Here is a 15,757-nt window from a genome sequence, read left to right on the forward strand (position 1 = left end):
ACCAATGGGCGAGGGGTACGCATGACCGACACCGGCCAGGTCCCGGGCGAGGGACAGCCGGAGAACGCAGGCGGACATCCCGGGCAGCCGCAGCCGGCGGCCGCTCCCTCCCCTGCCGACGCCGGACCGACGGAGCTACCGGGTGTGGTGCCCCCTCCCGGTGCATACCCCTATGCCGACCAGGCCGACGGCGTCGTCGAGGACGACGACCTGCTGCTGATGCCGGGTGCCCAGGGCGCTTGGAGCGAGCAGTCGGCGGCCCAGCCGCTCCCGCAGCCGCAGGAGACCCACCAGGGTCCCGACCAGCAGCCCCAGCAGGGCGCGCCGTACGACGCGGCCGCCCAGGGGGCCACCGGCTTCGAGCCGATGCCCGCCCAGACCGGTGACCACGAGAGCGGCGGCCGGGATTCCGGTGCGGTCGACCTCAGCGCCGTCCGCATCCCGCAGCCCGCGGCACCGCAGCAGGCCCGTGCCGCTGCCCCCGCCACGCCCCAGCGCCGTCCGCTGCACATGGGGCCGCCCGTCCCCGACGCGACCGGCGGCGTGGTCCGTTCGCTCGCCGACCGCGGGCCGGCCGACGCGCCCGCGCAGTCCGCCGCGCGGCACGCGGGACCGCCCACCGGCGGACCCGAATACTTCGACGCCCCGGCCGAGGCACCCGAGGCCACGGTGGGCGAACAGCCGCCGGCCGACGCGGGCCTGCCGTACGCCGAGCAGCCCTTCGGGGAGGCGGCCGTGGCGGAGCAGGGCTTCGCGGCGTCGTCGTACGCCGGGCAGCCCTACGGCGAGCAGCCGTATGGCGGGCAGTCTTACGGCGGGCAGTCCTACGGTGGGCAGTTGTCCGCCGAGCAGACCTACGGGGCCGCGGGCCAGGGCCCGTTGCCCGGCCCGCAGCTCGGCGAAATCCCGTCGCAGGTGCCGTCGTGGAACGAGGCCCCGGCCCAGGCCGCGGTGTCGGCCCCGCTTGCAGAAACGGTCGCCCCCGAGGCGCCTGTCGCACCCGTTGCCGAGCCCGCGCCGCCCGTCCCGCAGGACACGGCGCCGCCCGCCGAACAGCCGCAGCCGATGCCGCTGCCGGCCGAGGACGCAGTCATGGGCGGTGACGGCGCGGCCGTCGCCGCGGAAGCCGCCGATGCCGTGCAGGACGTGCCGGACCCGGCGGACGTGCAGGCCGCGGCCGAGGCCTCGGCGCAGCCGCAGGACGCGGCTGCGGACGCACTGCCGGCTGCGGCCGTGCCCGGTCAGGAGGGAACTGCCGCGGTGGAGGCCACCGCGCCGGATGCCGCCGTGCCGGATGCACCCGCATCGGAGGTGGCCGCACCGGAGGTGGCCGCACCGGACGCCGCCGCCGTGGACGTCCAGCAGCCCGAGACGGCCGCCGCCGAGGCCCTGCAGCAGCCCGCGGAACAGGACCACCCCGCCGAAGCCAATGCCGGAGCCGAAGCCGGAGCCGAGCCCGAGCTGTCGGCGCAGCCCGCCGGTGCCCCGGGCCCCGTCGCGGCCGAAGCCGCCGACCCGGCCGGGGAGCCCGACGCCGAGCAGCCGTTGGCCGACATCACCGCCGACCCGGCTCCGGCACCACAGGACGAGCAGAGCGCTGACCAGGAGCAGACCGTCGCGCCGACCCCCGCCGTGGACGAGCCCCAGCCGCAGCCCGACGCCGCCGCGCCCGAGGCCGCCCCCGCCGAGGCTTCCCCCGCCGACGCCGCCCCCGTCGAGACCTCCGCTACCGACGTCCCCGTTGCCGAGCCCGCCCTCGCCCCGGCCCCCGGCCCGGCGACTCAGGGCCCCGCCGCGCCGCCCGTCACCGAGGATGGCGCGCCCCTGGAGCAGACGGTCATAGAGCCGCCCGAGGCGCAGGAACCGGCCGCCGGCGAGCCGCAGCCCGGTGCCCCCGTGGACGCCGCCGGGCAGCAGACCGCCGAGGTGCCCGCACCTCAGGCCGCCCCGCAGGACGCGGACGCGGCCGTCGTCGACGAGCAGCCCGTAGCGGCCGGCCCCGACGACCTGGACCGGCTCGGCGAGCCGCACGACCCGACGGCCGAAGCGACCGCGGACACCGGCTCCGCCGTGGACGAGACGACCGACGAGCCCGCCGGGACCGACGAGCCCACCGGGCCCGCAGAGACAGCCGGGACCGAAGAGCCCACCGGGACCACAGAGACAGCCGGGACCGAAGAGCCCACCGGGACCACAGAGACAGCCGGGACCACAGAGACAGCCGGGCCCGCGGACACCGTCGAGCCCCAGGTCCCCGGGGACCTGCCCTCCGACGCCCCTCCCGTTGCCGTCCACATCCCGGCCCAGGCCTCCGGCGAGCCGTCCACCGTGGACGCCCCGGCCCCGCAGGCCGAGGCAGCAGAGCCCCCGGCGGCCGGGCCCGCACCCGACAGCACCCCCGCACCCGACAGCACCCCCGCTGCCGACGCCCCAGCCGACGAGACGCAGGACGAGACGCCTCAGCAGGACGAGATGCCCCAGCAGCAGGACGCCGCCGAACTCGTCCAGCTCGGCGACGACCTGCCGGGCGAGGCAGGTCAGCAGCCCGCCGAGGCGCCCGACGGCTTCGACCCCGCGGCGCCCGACGCAGCCGATATGCCGTCCCCGGCCGCCGGGTACGACGACTCCGAGCGGGCCGCCGTGCACCGTGTGATGCGCGAACGCCGCGACATCCGCAATGGCTTCCGCGGTGACCCGATCCCCAACGAAGTCCTGCTGCGCGTCCTGGAGGCGGCGCACACCGCCCCCAGCGTCGGCCACTCCCAGCCCTGGGACTTCGTCGTCATCCGCTCGGACGAGACCCGCGAGAAGATGCACCAGCTCGCGACGGCGCAGCGCGAGGCCTACGCCAAGTCGCTGCCCAAGGCGCGCGCCAAGCAGTTCCGCGAGCTGAAGATCGAGGCCATCCTCGAAACGCCGGTGAACATCGTCGTCACCGCCGACTCCACCCGTGGCGGCCGGCACACCCTCGGCCGGCACACCCAGCCGCAGATGGCCCCGTACTCCTCCGCGCTCGCCGTCGAGAACCTCTGGCTCGCCGCGCGCGCCGAGGGCCTGGGCGTCGGCTGGGTGAGCTTCTTCGACGAGCGGGAGATGGTCCGCGAACTGGGCCTGCCCGAGCACCTCGAAGTCGTCGCCTACCTGTGCATCGGTTACGTCGACGAGTTCCCGGAGGAGCCCGAGCTCCTGCAGGCCGGCTGGTCCAAGCGCCGCCCGCTGTCCTGGGTCGTCCACGAGGAGACCTACGGCCGGCGCGCGCTGCCCGGCGAGAGCCCGCACGACCTCCTCCAGGAGACCCTGCAGGGCATCCGCCCGCTGGACGCCAAGGCGCTCGGCGAGGCCTGGGAGCGGCAGAAGCGGATGACCAAGCCCGCCGGGGCGCTGGGCATGCTGGAGATCATCTCCGCCCAGCTGTCCGGGCTGTCCCGCAAGTGCCCGCCGCCCATCCCGGAGCCGGCCGCCGTCGCGATCTTCGCCGGTGACCACGGTGTGCACGCCCAGGGCGTGACCCCCTGGCCCCAGGAGGTCACCGGCCAGATGGTCGCCAACTTCCTGGGCGGCGGTGCGGTCTGCAACGCCTTCGCCAACCAGGTCGGCGCCGAGGTCTGTGTCGTGGACGTCGGTGTCGCCAGCGACCTCCCGGCCACCCCCGGTCTGCTGCCCCGCAAGGTCCGCCCCGGCACCGCCGACTTCACGGCGGGCCCGGCGATGACCCAGGAGGACGTGCTCAAGGCGATCGAGGTCGGCATCGACACCGCCCGTGACCTCGTCGCGGCCGGCAACAAGGCGCTGCTCACGGGCGAGATGGGCATCGCCAACACCACCACCTCCGCCGCACTGATCTCCGTCTACACCGGCGTCGACCCGGTCGAGGTCACCGGCCGCGGCACCGGCATCAACGACGAGACGCACGCCCGCAAGGTCGATGTCGTCCGCCGCGCCCTGGAGCTCCACCAGCCCGACCCGGCCGACCCCATCGGTGTCCTCGCCGCGGTCGGCGGCCTGGAGCACGCCGCCCTCGTCGGACTGATCCTCGGCGGCGCCTCGCTGCGTACGCCGGTCATCCTCGACGGAGTCAGTGCCGGCGCCGCCGCCCTGGTGGCCCGTGCCATCGCACCCGAGGCGCTGGCCGCCTGCATCGCCGGGCACCGCAGCGCCGAGCCGGGCCATGTCGCGGCGCTGAACAAGCTGGGGCTGCGCCCGCTGGTCGACCTCGATCTGCGCCTCGGCGAGGGCACCGGCGCCCTGCTCGCGCTCCCCGTGGTGCAGAGCGCCGCCCGCGCCATGCACGAGGTCGCCACCTTCGACTCCGCCGGAGTCACCGAGAAGAGCTGAGCGGGGCAGCCACCGTCCCCGCATGACCCCCGGCCCGCAGCCCCATAGGCTGTGGGCCGGGGCCGTACCGCCCCGGGGCCGTACCCCCTTCACCAGCCGCTCCGGCGCCGCAGCGGCTGAGCCGGCCGCCGCATTCGCCTCATCCGCACAAGGAGCCGTACCGCCATGGCTGAGCACGCCGCCGAACACGCCGCCTACCCCGTCGGACTGCGGCTGTCCGGCCGCCGGGTGGTCGTCCTGGGCGCCGGACAGGTCGCCCAGCGCCGGCTCCCGTCCCTCGTCGCCGCGGGCGCCGATGTCCTGCTGATCTCGCCGTCCGCCACACCCTCCGTCGAAGCGATGGCCGACGCCGGTGAGATCCGCTGGGAGCGGCGCCGCTACCAGGGCGGCGACCTCGCCGACGCCTGGTACGCACTGATCTCCACCGACGACCCGGAGGCCAACGCCGCCGCGTCCCAGGAGGCCGAGGACCGCCGGGTGTGGTGCGTACGCTCCGACGACGCCGAGGCGGCCACCGCCTGGACCCCGGCCACCGGCCGCAGCGAGGGCGTCACCGTCGCCGTGCTCACCGGCCGCGACCCGCGCCGCTCCGCCGCCGTGCGCGACGCGATCGTCGAGGGCCTCCGCGACGGCAGCATCGCCGCCCCGCACCACCGCCGCCCGCACACTCCGGGCGTGGCGCTGGTCGGCGGCGGCCCCGGCGACCCCGATCTGATCACCGTCCGCGGCCGCCGGCTGCTCGCCGAGGCGGATGTGGTGATCGCCGACCGGCTCGGCCCCCGCGATCTGCTCGCCGAACTCCCGCCGCACGTCGAGGTCATCGACGCCGCGAAGATCCCCTACGGCCGGTTCATGGCCCAGGAGGCCATCAACAACGCGCTGATCGAGCACGCCAAGGCCGGCAAGGCCGTGGTCCGGCTCAAGGGCGGCGACCCGTTCGTCTTCGGCCGCGGTATGGAGGAGGCCCAGGCGCTCGCCGAGGCCGGTATCCCCTGCACGGTCGTTCCCGGCATCTCCAGCACCATCTCCGTGCCCGGCGCCGCCGGCATCCCGGTCACGCACCGCGGAGTCGCCCACGAGTTCACCGTCGTCAGCGGCCATGTCGCCCCCGACGACGAGCGTTCGCTCGTGGACTGGCCGTCGCTCGCCAAGCTGCGCGGCACCCTTGTGGTCCTGATGGGTGTGGAGAACAGCGGCGCCATCGCCGCCAAGCTCATCGCGCACGGCCGGCCCGGCGACACCCCGGCCGCCGTCATCCAGGAGGGCACCACCGCCGCCCAGCGCCGGGTCGACGCCACTCTCGCCACGCTCGGCGACACCGTACGGGCCGAGGGCGTCCGTCCCCCGGCGGTCATCGTCATCGGCGACGTCGTCACCGTCGCCCCCGCTCCTACCCCCAGGTAACCGATCCCGGACGCGGCATTGGCACCCCGACACCGACAAGGCACTCTCTTCCCGTGGCAGAAATCATCACCGTCGACGATCCGGACGACCCCCGGCTGGCCGACTACACCGGCCTGACCGACGTCGAGCTGCGGCGCCGGCGCGAGCCCGCGGAAGGGCTCTTCATCGCCGAGGGCGAGAAAGTCATCCGGCGCGCCCGGCAGGCCGGTTACGAGATGCGCTCGATGCTGCTCTCGGCCAAGTGGGTCGACGTCATGCGCGATGTGATCGACGAGGTCCCGGCCCCGGTCTACGCCGTCAGCCCGGACCTCGCCGAGCGGGTGACGGGCTACCACGTGCACCGCGGCGCGCTGGCCTCCATGCAGCGCAAGCCACTGCCGGACGCCACCGAACTCCTCGCCGGGGCCCGGCGCATCGTCGTCATGGAAGCGGTCAACGACCACACCAACATCGGCGCGATCTTCCGCAGCGCGGCGGCCCTGGGCATGGACGCGGTGCTGCTCTCCCCGGACTGCGCCGACCCGCTCTACCGCCGCTCGGTCAAGGTCTCCATGGGCGCGGTGTTCTCCGTGCCCTACGCCCGCCTGGAGAGCTGGCCCCGGGACCTGGCCGCCGTACGGGAAGCGGGCTTCACCCTGCTCGCCCTCACCCCGGCCGAGAAGGCCACCGGCATCGCCGAAGCCGCTCCGCACACGCTGGAGCGCGCGGCCCTGATGCTGGGCGCGGAGGGCGGCGGTCTGAGCACCGGCGCGCTGCGGGCCGCCGACGAATGGGTCCGTATCCCGATGGCGCACGGCGTGGATTCGCTCAACGTCGGAGCGGCCGCCGCGGTGGCGTTCTACGCGGTGGCGACGGGCCGGCCCGCTTAAGGGAGGGCGGGGTTGCGCCCCGTTGGGGTGCGTCCGCGGCCGCGTGCCCGAGCGGGCCGCCCCGGCCGCTCCGTCCGCCCGGGCAGTGCCCCCTCGGGCACGGGAACACCGCCCCGAAGCCCAGAGGAATACCGTCCCGAACCCACGGGAAGGCCGCGCCAAACGCCGTAGGAATACCGTCCCGAACGCCCGGGAATGCCGCGCCGAACGCCACAGGAATACCGTCCCGAACCCACGGGAATACCGCCCCGAACCCGCCGCGTTGAGGCCCGCAGGGGGCGTCCGCCCCCCTTAGGGGTTCTGTTCCCCCACCCCGTAGGGCGCGCCCCCACCCCCGGACGCGGCAACCGGCCCCGGCTGCTCCACACCGAGCCCGCGGGCCGGCCCCTGGCACCCCTGGGCCGCCGCGATACCGAGCGCCACCAGCAGGGTCACCACCACGAACACAATGACGCGCTGGCGCAGCAGCCGGCGGTCGGGGCCGGGCCGGCGCCCGCCCGACGTCGTACGCACCGGAGCGCGCTTACCGCCCGGCCCCGCGGGCCGTGCGGCCGGGACGCGTCGCACCGTGCGTCCGCCGGTCTTCCGCGGATTCTTCCCCGCGGCCGAGGCCGGGCCGGACGGCCGGGAGACCGCGTCATGTGAAGCCGGGGGGCGGGACGGGTGCGGACGCGGCGAGGAATTGCCGGCCGTCCGCCGCTCGGTGCGCTGGCGGGCGTATTCCTCGGCACGCTGCCCGGTCGGCCGGTCCGACGGACGGCGCTCCGCGCGCTGCCAACCGGCTCCCACGCCCGCCCCGTTCTCCAGCGGTCCGCCCGACGGGCCGTGTGCCTCACGGGCCGCGATCTCCTTGAGGCGCAGTGACAGCGACAAGGTGCTGGGACGGTCCGCCGGATCCTTGGCCAGGCACGAGGCGAGCAGCGGGGCCAAGGCGTCCGGCACCCCGGCGAGCTGTGCCTCCTCGTGGACCACGCGGTAGAGCATGACCTCCGAACTTCCCTGCCCGAAGGGGGAGTCCGCGGTACAGGCGTACGCGAGGGTGGCGCCCAGCGCAAAGATGTCCGTCGCCGGTGTCACCGCGGCCCCGCGCACCTGCTCCGGCGCCAGGAAGCCCGGCGAGCCGACGGCCGTACCGACATGGGTCAGCGTGCTGGCGCCGGTCGCCCAGGCGATACCGAAGTCGATGATCCGCGGGCCCTTGGGCGACAGCAGAATGTTGGACGGCTTCAGGTCGCGGTGCACCACACCCGCGTCATGGACGGCCAACAGGCCCTCGGACAGCGCGGCGCCGATGGCGGCGACCTGCGCCGGGGACAGCGGACCGCCCTCGTTGACCTTGTCGTGCAGCGAGGGCCCCGGGACGTACTGGGTGGCGAACCAAGGGCGGTCCGCGTCGAGATCGGCCGCGACCAGCCGGGCCGTGCAGCCGCCGCGGATCCGCCGGGCGGCCGAGACCTCCCGCGCGAACCGCGAGCGGAATTCCTGGTCCTCCGCCAGGTCCGGCCGGATCACCTTGAGCGCCACCCGCTGCCCACGTTTGTCCGAGCCGAGATAGACCACGCCCATCCCGCCCGCGCCGAGCCGGCGGTGCAGCCGGAACGTCCCGACGACACGCGGGTCCTCGCGTCGGAGCCGCATCATCGCCATGTCCGTCCCCTACCTGCGGTGGGGAGCCCCCTCCGCTGCCAACCGTCTGACGTGGCACAGCTTACGGATTGACGGCTCGCTGTGCTGAGAGGCCGCGCATGCGTCGGCTGCCGGATTGCCGGTGGCGGGTGCGACTCCCGAAGCGCGCGAGGGAAACCGGCCGCCGGGCGTCCCGCCTTACCGTGAGGGATCCCAATGATCCGCCGCAGAAGGAAGATTGGCGGGATGAAGGGGGATCGGGGCAGGTTGGTCGTGGATGCCGGGGATGCGGTCAAGGGGCGGAAAGCGGGGGTGTGCGCGGCGGTCCGCAGGGGCGGGACCGCGGTGCTCGGGCGGGCGGACGGCGTGAGCGAGGTCACCCTCAGGAGTGCGCGGGCCGAGAAAGCGCCACGGTCCCCCTTGGGGGAGATCCTCAAGGCCTGGCGCCGTCTCTCCACCCAGGGGAGTACGCGAGGCGCCGAGCCGTCATCCTCCCGGAGGCCGACCAATCGGTACGACGGCATGACGCCCGCCGCCGGTCACATGCCTACTGTTGTGTTCAAGCGGCGGGCGCAGCACTCGTCCCCCGAGGTAAGACGCCCGCCGCCCCAGTCACGACGGGAGCGGGACGATGGCGCAGACCTCAGGGCGGACGGCCCTTCGGGCGCAGGGGCGGCGAGCCGCCGCGCCCGGCGTCCGGCAGCCCTCGGGCACGCGCCATCCCCTCGTCGCGGTGGCCATGGTGCTGCCGCTGGCCTGCGTTCTCGCCGTGGCCTTCGGCGGCTGGGAGGCCGTCATGACACAGGCGTCGTCCGTGGTCGGAATGTTGGGGCGCTGAGCGGCGCCCCGGTCCCGGGAGAGCGGCCCGGGACGGGACCTCCGGCTGAAAGCCCCGTGGGGACGGGGGTGCGGCGGACGGCACGACGGCCGGGCATCTGGGGAGATGCCCGGCCTTCGAGCTTTCCCGGCCGCTGTCCTGCCCGGCCCGCCCGCACCACGCGTACGATCCCCCTCCGGGCCACCCACAGCTCGCACCACCACACACGGCCCACGGCCCACGGCCCACCACCCACGGCCCACCACTCACGGCCCACCACCCACGGCACATCCGGCACGCGCAGGACCAGGGGGAACGATGGCCACCTCACTGCTCGACCGCCTGGCCGAGCTGTCCGCAACGACGGCCCGGCGCGGCGCTGAGGCCACCGCTCCCGTTCCCGCCCCCGCCCCCGAGGTGCTCGCCGACCGCCCCGACGGCACGGTCGTCCGCAGCGGCCGAACGGTCGCCAAGGCGCACGCCCCCGAGGGCGACCCGGGCGACCTGGCCGCCCGGCTGCGGATCGCCGCCCACCCCCTTCTGCACGGCATCCTGCTGCCCCCGCTCCCGGTCACCGCCCCCGGCGGTTTCCTCACCTTCACCGAGGACGGCCGCGCCCTCACCCGCTGGCCGTACGGCAGCCCGGTTCCGCCCGACGACCCCGACGCCGCGCCCTGGGAGGACGCCGCCCGCCTACTGGCCCGTCTGCACACGGTCGACCCGAGCCAACTGCCCGGCCCCGTACCGCCGATGCGCGGCCCCGCCAAGGCCGCCCGCGCCCTGGCCCGTCTGCGCACCGCCCTGGCCGTTGCCGGCGGCCCGCCGCCCGCACTTCGGCCCGGCCCGGGATCGCTGCCCGCGGCCGCCGCAGCCGTCGAGCGAGCCTGGGCACTGCTGCCGCCGTGGGCCCGGGGCGCCGCCCCGTCGCCGCGCGCCGGCACCCTCTGCCACGGCGATCTGCACCTCGGCCAGCTCGTCCGCCACCCGGCCACCGACGGCCCCTGGCTCCTCATCGACATCGACGACCTCGGCACGGGCGACGGCGCCTGGGACCTGGCCCGCCCCGCCGCGTGGTTCGCCGCCGGCCTGCTCGGACCGGACATCTGGACGCGCTTCCTCGCCGCCTACCGCGCCGCCGGCGGCCCCGCCGTCCGGCCGTCCGGCGATCCCTGGCCCGACCTGGAGATTCCGGCCCGCGCCCTGACCGTGCAGACCGCCGCGCTCGCCGTCGCCAAGGCCGCCACCGCCTCCCGTCCCCTGGACGAGACCGAGGCGGTGGTCGTCGGCGCCTGTACCCGGATGACGTCCCTGCCGGACCGGTTGGCGTCTGTCGGCCCGGACGTAAGGTGAACACCCCGCCGCCGGGCGGCCGTTCCGGCGGCGCCGCAGTGAGCAGTGCCGGACGACAGGAGTGGAGCCGACGATGCAGTGCCCCAAGTGCCATGCGCCGATGCAGACATACCACCGCAATGGCGTGCAGATAGAACAGTGCGCCGGCTGCCGGGGGATCTTCCTGGACTACGGGGAGCTGGAGGCGCTGACCCGTCTTGAGTCACAGTGGTCCCAGCAGCCCCCGCCGCCGCCCGCCCCGCAGGCCTACCCCGCCGCCCCCGCCTGGGGCGCCCCGCACCAGGGCCACCACGGCCACCATGGACACCACGGTCATCACCACCGCAGCTTCGGCCACATGCTCTTCTCGTCCTGACCGGTCTCGTTCTGACCGATCTCGCCCTGACCGGTGTAGTCCTGACCGGTGTAGTCCTGGACAACGACCGAGGGCCGGAGCGAAATGCTCCGGCCCTCGGGATCAGGTGTGGACGATACTGGGATTGAACCAGTGACCTCTTCCGTGTCAGGGAAGCGCTCTCCCGCTGAGCTAATCGTCCTCGGGACCACGGATCGCGAAGATCCGCAGCTGCGTGCGCGATACTGGGATTGAACCAGTGACCTCTTCCGTGTCAGGGAAGCGCTCTCCCGCTGAGCTAATCGCGCGGGACGGACACCCCGGTCAAGCACAGTCGGGGATCCAGTGGACGATACTGGGATTGAACCAGTGACCTCTTCCGTGTCAGGGAAGCGCTCTCCCGCTGAGCTAATCGTCCTTGGAGGTGGAGACGGGATTTGAACCCGTGTAGACGGCTTTGCAGGCCGTTGCCTCGCCTCTCGGCCACTCCACCAGGAGTGAGGGGGTTCGGGAAGATCCCCCACATCGAGCGGACGACGAGACTCGAACTCGCGACATCCACCTTGGCAAGGTGGTGCTCTACCAACTGAGCTACGTCCGCAGTTGTCTCTCCCAGACTACGTCCGGGAGCTACGCGGCCTCCGGGGCGCTTGTGCGTCCCGGCGACGTGTTGAACTCTAGCGGATTCCGGGGCCAGTACAAAAACGCGTTTGTGCAGCGTGCTGCGCTGCTCGCTCGGCACAGGCGGCCTCGGGGCCGCCGCCATAGACTCGCTGACGTGCACGACTTCGCTCCGATGGCACGCTTCGGCGGCCTGATAGCCACCGACCTGCTGGATGTGACCAGCGATCCCGCGGCTCTGGACTCCACGGGCTGGTGGGCCGTGGCCGCCGATTTCGAGGGCGCGGTGGTCTGCGCCCGCTTCGGCGACGTACGGCCGGCCACCGCGGCGGACGGGCCTGCCCCCGACGGCTGGCGCGGCCCCGCACCCGGCGCCTGGACCAGCTCCCTGGACCGCGACGCCTATACCGGCGGTGTGCGGCGTATCCGTGAACACATTGCGGCCGGCGACGTCTACCAGGTGAACCTCTGCCGGGTGCTGACCGCGCCGCTGCCCGACCCCGGCCGTGCCGACGTGGACGCGCTGTCCGCGGTGCTGGCCCGCGGCAACCCGGCGCCGCACGCGGGGACGATCCGGCTGCCCGGTCATGGCGTCGAGATCGCCAGCGCCTCCCCGGAGCTGTATCTGCGGCGCGAGGACCGCACCGTCGCCTCCGGCCCCATCAAGGGCACCGGCCGGACCGCGGCGGACCTCTCGGCGAAGGACCGGGCGGAGAACGTGATGATCGTGGACCTGGTCCGCAACGATCTCGGCCGGGTCTGCGCCACCGGCTCCGTCACCGTCCCGGCACTGTGCGCCGTCGAAGAGCACCCCGGCCTGGTCCACCTCGTCTCCACCGTGCGCGGCGAACTGGACGGGGCGAACGAGAAGACCGCCTGGGCGGATCTGCTGGACGCCACCTTCCCGCCCGGGTCGGTCACCGGTGCCCCCAAATCCAGCGCGCTGCGGATCATCGACGAGCTGGAGACCGCACCCCGCGGCCCCTACTGCGGAGGCATCGGCTGGGTCGACGCGGACCGCCGCACCGGCGAGCTCGCGGTCGGCATCCGTACGTTCTGGATCGACCGCACCCCGCCCGGCGGCCCGGTGCTCCGTTTCGGCGCCGGCGCCGGGATCATCTGGGACTCCGATCCGGAGCGGGAGTGGGCCGAGACCGAGTTGAAGGCGCGCAGGCTGCTCGCGGTAGCGTCGGGCCTGCACGAGGCGAGTGGAGGAAAGCGATGAAGATCTGGCTCAACGGCACGCTGCAGGACGCCGAGGGCGCCCGGGTCTCGGTCTTCGACCACGGGCTGACGGTCGGCGACGGAGTCTTCGAGACCATCAAAGCCGAGCGCGGCCGTGCCTTCGCCCTCACCCGGCATCTGGACCGCCTGACCACCTCGGCCCGTGGACTGGGACTGCCCGATCCCGATCTCGACGAGGTACGGCGCGGCTGCGCAGCGGTCCTCGACGCCAACCCGATGGCCCTGGGCCGGCTGCGGCTCACCTACACCGGCGGCGTCTCACCGCTGGGTTCGGACCGCGGCGACGCCGGTCCCACGCTGGTCATCGCGCTCTCCGAGACCACGCGCCGCCCTGACACCACCGCGGCCGTCACCGTCCCGTGGACCCGTAACGAACGCGGGGCGCTCACCGGTCTGAAGACGACGTCGTACGGCGAGAACGTCGTGGCCCTGGCCCGCGCCCGTGAAGGGGGCGCTTCCGAGGCGCTGTTCGCCAACACCGTCGGCGCGCTCTGCGAAGGCACCGGCTCCAACGTCTTCGTCGTCCTGGACGGCGAACTGCACACGCCGCCGCTGCACTCCGGCTGCCTGGCGGGCATCACCCGCGCCCTGACGGTCGGCTGGGCCGGTGCCAAGGAGACCGATCTGCCGCTGGACGCGCTGGAGCGGGCGGAGGAGATCTTCCTGACCTCCACCCTGCGCGATGTCCAGGCCGTGACCCGTATCGACCACCGCCAACTCGCCGACGGCCCGGGCCCGGTGACCGCGGAAGCCATGCGGATCTTCGACGAACAGTCCGCCGCCGACTTCGATCCGCGGTGATGACGGGCCCGCGCACGGGCGAGTAGAAAGTCCTCGTGACCACAACGCTGCGCCCCGCGGGACCGGAAGAACGACACGACGACGGCGGCCGGGCCCGGCCGTACGACATCTGCGTCAACAGCCGCCGGGTCGGCGGGATCCGGCTGACGACGGACGCCCGGTTCGGCCCGACGGCGGGCCGGATCGCGGAGCTGACCGTCGAGGAGCCGGACCGGCACCGCGGTCGCGCCACGGTCGCCGCACTCGCCGCCGAGGAGGTGCTGCGCGGCTGGGGCTGCCGGCAGATCGAGGTGACCGTCCCGGCCGGCGCCGGGGCCGCCGGGCGGCTCGCGGCGGCGCTGGGCTACACCGAGCGCAGCCGCACGATGAGCAAAACCCTCGACGGCCCGCCCCGGCTGCCCGGGGACAGCAGCGACCGTGCGCTGAGCGAGGCGGAGTACCCGGCCTGGCGGGACGCCGCGCTCGCCGAGCACGTCCGGACGCAGCTGGGCCAGGGGATGCCCCGCGCACGCGCCGAGGAGATCTCGGCGGCGGGCCATCGCGCCCTGCTGCCGGACGGTGTGGACACGCCCGACCAGGCGCTGCGCGTCCTGGCCCACCGCGGCGCGGACGTCGGCAGCATCTGGGTCGGCCTGCGGATGCCGGACCAGCCGGGCGGCTATGTTGTCGATGTACGGGTCGATCCCGCACACCGCGGGCACGGCCACGGCCGCACCCTGATGCTGGTCGCCGAGCGCGAGAGCCTCGCCGCCGGCCACGCCACCCTCGGCCTGAACGTCTACGCGGACAACGCGGCGGCGCTCGGCCTCTACACCTCGCTGGGCTACCGCCCCACCGGGTACCTGCTGTGGAAACCGATCCTGTGAGGCGGCCCGGCCGGCGCCCGTGCGGCCCGGCTCAGTCCTGCCCGGCCAGCAGCCGGTCGACGATCTCCTCGATACGGGCGCGCAGCCCCTCCTGGCTCTTGCCGCCGTCCAGCCGCTCGCCGCCGATCACATAGGTCGGAGTTCCGGTCACCCCGATCGCCTTGCCCTCGGCCTGGTCCGCGTCGACGATCAGCAGATGCCGCCCGTCGATCAGCGCGGTGTCCAGCTCCTCGGCGTCCAGCCCCAGCTCCCCGGCGACCTCCAGCAGCAGCTTCTCGCCGCGGGTGCCGAGCTCCTCGCTGCGCGCCAGCACCGCCTCGATGTACGGCCGGCCCTGTCCCTGCTCGATGGCCTCCTCGGCGGCCTGGGCGGCGACATAGGCGTGCTTGTGCTTGGGGAGGGGGAAGTGGCGCAGGCGGATGTCCAGCCGGTCGCCGTAGCGCGCCCGCAGCGCCTTCAGGTCCGCCAGGGCGGCATGGCAGTCCGGGCACTGCAATTCGCACCACACGTCCAGAACGGGGCGGTCGGGGCGGGCGGCGGAGCTGGTGGCGTCGTTCATGGGGCCAGTCTTCCAGTCCTCCCGCGGCTCACGCCGGGAGGTACCCCGGCTCGGTGACCGAAACGGGACCTGCGGAGGAGCGCAACCCCGAGATGTCCCTGAGCCCGTCCCGGAACATGGCCCACGCCCGGCCGGACAAGGCAGGATGGAAGGGAGCAGAGTGCCTGCTCGCCCTTTCACCAGCAGGAGGACCGGATGCTGACCTCGACCGTCTGTGCCGCGGTGTCGGCAGCGGGCCTGGGCATCGCCGCGCTGACGGCATACCGCAAGCGGTTCCTGGCCGCGACCCGCATCGCCGCTTTTTCCCTGATTCCCATCGGCCTGGTGATGACGGGCGTCATCGACTGGGTCACCAACATCGTCTTCAAGCCCACGGTCTGGGCCGGCTTCGGCGTGCTCGCGCTCTCCGCCGTGCTGTTCATGATCAGCAGGGGAGTGGAGCGCCGCAGGGGCGGGATCGGCAGCCGCAAGGAACGCAAGGCCGCGGCGGCCGACCGGTCCGGCGCGGTGGCGCCGGCTGCCTCCGCGCCCTCGCTCGGCGCCGCGCGGGGTGCGGCGCAGCCGGCACCCAAGGGGAAGGCCGCCCAGGGCAAGGGCGGTGCACCCAAGGATGACTTCTCGGACATCGAAGCGATCCTGAAAAAGCACGGGATCTGATGAACTACCGCTGCTGAGGCGCTTATCGGGCGCATTGGCACGATCAGCTGCGCCATGATGCGCGCGAGATGAACGATGAGTGCGCCCTCGCCCAAGACGACGCCCCGTCCCCCGAACCGCGCGGTTGCCTGTTCGCGCTGTCCCAGCCGCCGCTGATGCTCTTCCTCGCCGTCATCGGCTTTCTGCTCCTTCTCGGAGCGGTGCACGACCTCTTCCTGCTGTGAAGCGGCTCCGCGCCACCGCTGTGCACCCCACCGCTGTGCACCCCACCGC

General features: G+C 74.0%; 13 protein-coding genes and 5 tRNA genes. 11 read left to right on the forward strand and 7 right to left on the reverse strand.

Annotated features, from left to right (window positions below; translation table 11 throughout):
- The first annotated feature begins 21 nt into the window (after nt 1-21).
- From cobT to ACF088_RS22580, 3 genes are all read left to right on the forward strand, one after another.
- Nucleotides 22-4,335: a nicotinate-nucleotide--dimethylbenzimidazole phosphoribosyltransferase gene (cobT, locus tag ACF088_RS22570; RefSeq protein ID WP_392377568.1), complete on the forward strand. Its 4,314-nt coding sequence runs from the start codon at nt 22-24 to the stop codon at nt 4,333-4,335.
- A gap of 165 nt (nt 4,336-4,500) precedes the next feature.
- Entirely contained in the window at nt 4,501-5,739 is a 1,239-nt protein-coding gene (cobA, locus tag ACF088_RS22575) for a uroporphyrinogen-III C-methyltransferase (protein WP_392377569.1), read from the forward strand.
- 53 nt (nt 5,740-5,792) lie between these two features.
- Nucleotides 5,793-6,608, forward strand: a complete 816-nt coding sequence (locus ACF088_RS22580; protein WP_392377570.1) for a TrmH family RNA methyltransferase — start codon at nt 5,793-5,795, stop codon at nt 6,606-6,608.
- Nucleotides 6,609-6,899: 291 nt separating this feature from the next.
- Here the strand turns inward: ACF088_RS22580 and ACF088_RS22585 are convergent, their stop codons facing one another.
- Nucleotides 6,900-8,255: a serine/threonine-protein kinase gene (locus tag ACF088_RS22585; RefSeq protein WP_392377571.1), complete on the reverse strand. Its 1,356-nt coding sequence runs from the start codon at nt 8,253-8,255 to the stop codon at nt 6,900-6,902.
- Between the two features lie 610 nt (nt 8,256-8,865).
- Here ACF088_RS22585 and ACF088_RS22590 point away from each other — a divergent pair.
- From ACF088_RS22590 to ACF088_RS22600, 3 genes are all read left to right on the forward strand, one after another.
- The gene (locus ACF088_RS22590) at nt 8,866-9,072 is read left to right on the forward strand and encodes a hypothetical protein (RefSeq protein WP_392377572.1); all 207 of its coding nucleotides are present in this window, start codon (nt 8,866-8,868) and stop codon (nt 9,070-9,072) included.
- Nucleotides 9,073-9,369: 297 nt separating this feature from the next.
- Entirely contained in the window at nt 9,370-10,401 is a 1,032-nt protein-coding gene (locus ACF088_RS22595) for a phosphotransferase family protein (protein WP_392377573.1), read from the forward strand.
- Nucleotides 10,402-10,474: 73 nt separating this feature from the next.
- Entirely contained in the window at nt 10,475-10,756 is a 282-nt protein-coding gene (locus ACF088_RS22600) for a zf-TFIIB domain-containing protein (RefSeq protein WP_392377574.1), read from the forward strand.
- A gap of 109 nt (nt 10,757-10,865) precedes the next feature.
- Here ACF088_RS22600 and ACF088_RS22605 read toward each other — a convergent pair.
- The 5 genes from ACF088_RS22605 to ACF088_RS22625 all read right to left on the reverse strand — a co-directional run bounded on the left by ACF088_RS22605 (nt 10,866) and on the right by ACF088_RS22625 (nt 11,336).
- Nucleotides 10,866-10,937 (reverse strand) — tRNA-Val (locus ACF088_RS22605).
- Between the two features lie 34 nt (nt 10,938-10,971).
- Nucleotides 10,972-11,043: transfer RNA gene (locus ACF088_RS22610), tRNA-Val, on the reverse strand.
- Nucleotides 11,044-11,081: 38 nt separating this feature from the next.
- Nucleotides 11,082-11,153 (reverse strand) — tRNA-Val (locus tag ACF088_RS22615).
- 1 nt (nt 11,154) lies between these two features.
- Nucleotides 11,155-11,228, reverse strand: a tRNA-Cys gene (locus ACF088_RS22620).
- A gap of 35 nt (nt 11,229-11,263) precedes the next feature.
- A tRNA-Gly gene (locus ACF088_RS22625) sits at nt 11,264-11,336 on the reverse strand.
- Between the two features lie 177 nt (nt 11,337-11,513).
- Here ACF088_RS22625 and ACF088_RS22630 point away from each other — a divergent pair.
- From ACF088_RS22630 to ACF088_RS22640, 3 genes are read left to right on the forward strand one after another with little or no spacing between them, the layout of a single operon-like run.
- Complete coding sequence (locus ACF088_RS22630; protein ID WP_392377575.1) at nt 11,514-12,581, forward strand: chorismate-binding protein; 1,068 nt, start codon at nt 11,514-11,516, stop codon at nt 12,579-12,581.
- Nucleotides 12,578-13,402, forward strand: coding sequence for an aminotransferase class IV (locus ACF088_RS22635; RefSeq protein WP_392377576.1), 825 nt, complete (start codon nt 12,578-12,580; stop codon nt 13,400-13,402). Before ACF088_RS22630 ends, ACF088_RS22635 begins: the two co-directional genes overlap by 4 nt.
- A gap of 35 nt (nt 13,403-13,437) precedes the next feature.
- Nucleotides 13,438-14,268 carry a GNAT family N-acetyltransferase gene (locus ACF088_RS22640; protein WP_392377577.1) on the forward strand — a complete coding sequence of 277 codons (831 nt, stop codon included), beginning with the start codon at nt 13,438-13,440 and terminating at the stop codon, nt 14,266-14,268.
- A 31-nt stretch (nt 14,269-14,299) separates the two neighbouring features.
- On the opposite strand, the gene ACF088_RS22645 is transcribed toward ACF088_RS22640, so the two are convergent.
- Nucleotides 14,300-14,827, reverse strand: a complete 528-nt coding sequence (locus tag ACF088_RS22645; protein ID WP_392377578.1) for a DsbA family protein — start codon at nt 14,825-14,827, stop codon at nt 14,300-14,302.
- 195 nt (nt 14,828-15,022) lie between these two features.
- On the opposite strand from ACF088_RS22645, the gene ACF088_RS22650 reads away from it, so the two are divergent.
- Nucleotides 15,023-15,484 carry a hypothetical protein gene (locus ACF088_RS22650; RefSeq protein WP_392377579.1) on the forward strand — a complete coding sequence of 154 codons (462 nt, stop codon included), beginning with the start codon at nt 15,023-15,025 and terminating at the stop codon, nt 15,482-15,484.
- 68 nt (nt 15,485-15,552) lie between these two features.
- Nucleotides 15,553-15,708: a hypothetical protein gene (locus ACF088_RS22655; RefSeq protein WP_018087659.1), complete on the forward strand. Its 156-nt coding sequence runs from the start codon at nt 15,553-15,555 to the stop codon at nt 15,706-15,708.
- Nucleotides 15,709-15,757 lie beyond the last annotated feature (49 nt).

It is taken from the genome of Streptomyces sp. NPDC015125, assembly GCF_043080045.1.
In the GTDB taxonomy this organism is placed as follows: domain Bacteria; phylum Actinomycetota; class Actinomycetes; order Streptomycetales; family Streptomycetaceae; genus Streptomyces.

Bases quoted from the DNA above. Each gene is read 5' to 3' on its own strand.
- cobT (WP_392377568.1), top strand. From the start codon at position 22: ATGACCGACACCGGCCAGGTCCCGGGCGAGGGACAGCCGGAGAACGCA.
- cobA (WP_392377569.1), top strand. From the start codon at position 4,501: ATGGCTGAGCACGCCGCCGAACACGCCGCCTACCCCGTCGGACTGCGG.
- ACF088_RS22585 (WP_392377571.1), bottom strand. From the start codon at position 8,255: ATGGCGATGATGCGGCTCCGACGCGAGGACCCGCGTGTCGTCGGGACG.
- ACF088_RS22590 (WP_392377572.1), top strand. From the start codon at position 8,866: ATGGCGCAGACCTCAGGGCGGACGGCCCTTCGGGCGCAGGGGCGGCGA.
- ACF088_RS22595 (WP_392377573.1), top strand. From the start codon at position 9,370: ATGGCCACCTCACTGCTCGACCGCCTGGCCGAGCTGTCCGCAACGACG.
- ACF088_RS22600 (WP_392377574.1), top strand. From the start codon at position 10,475: ATGCAGTGCCCCAAGTGCCATGCGCCGATGCAGACATACCACCGCAAT.
- ACF088_RS22635 (WP_392377576.1), top strand. From the start codon at position 12,578: ATGAAGATCTGGCTCAACGGCACGCTGCAGGACGCCGAGGGCGCCCGG.
- ACF088_RS22645 (WP_392377578.1), bottom strand. From the start codon at position 14,827: ATGAACGACGCCACCAGCTCCGCCGCCCGCCCCGACCGCCCCGTTCTG.
- ACF088_RS22650 (WP_392377579.1), top strand. From the start codon at position 15,023: ATGCTGACCTCGACCGTCTGTGCCGCGGTGTCGGCAGCGGGCCTGGGC.
- ACF088_RS22655 (WP_018087659.1), top strand. From the start codon at position 15,553: ATGAACGATGAGTGCGCCCTCGCCCAAGACGACGCCCCGTCCCCCGAA.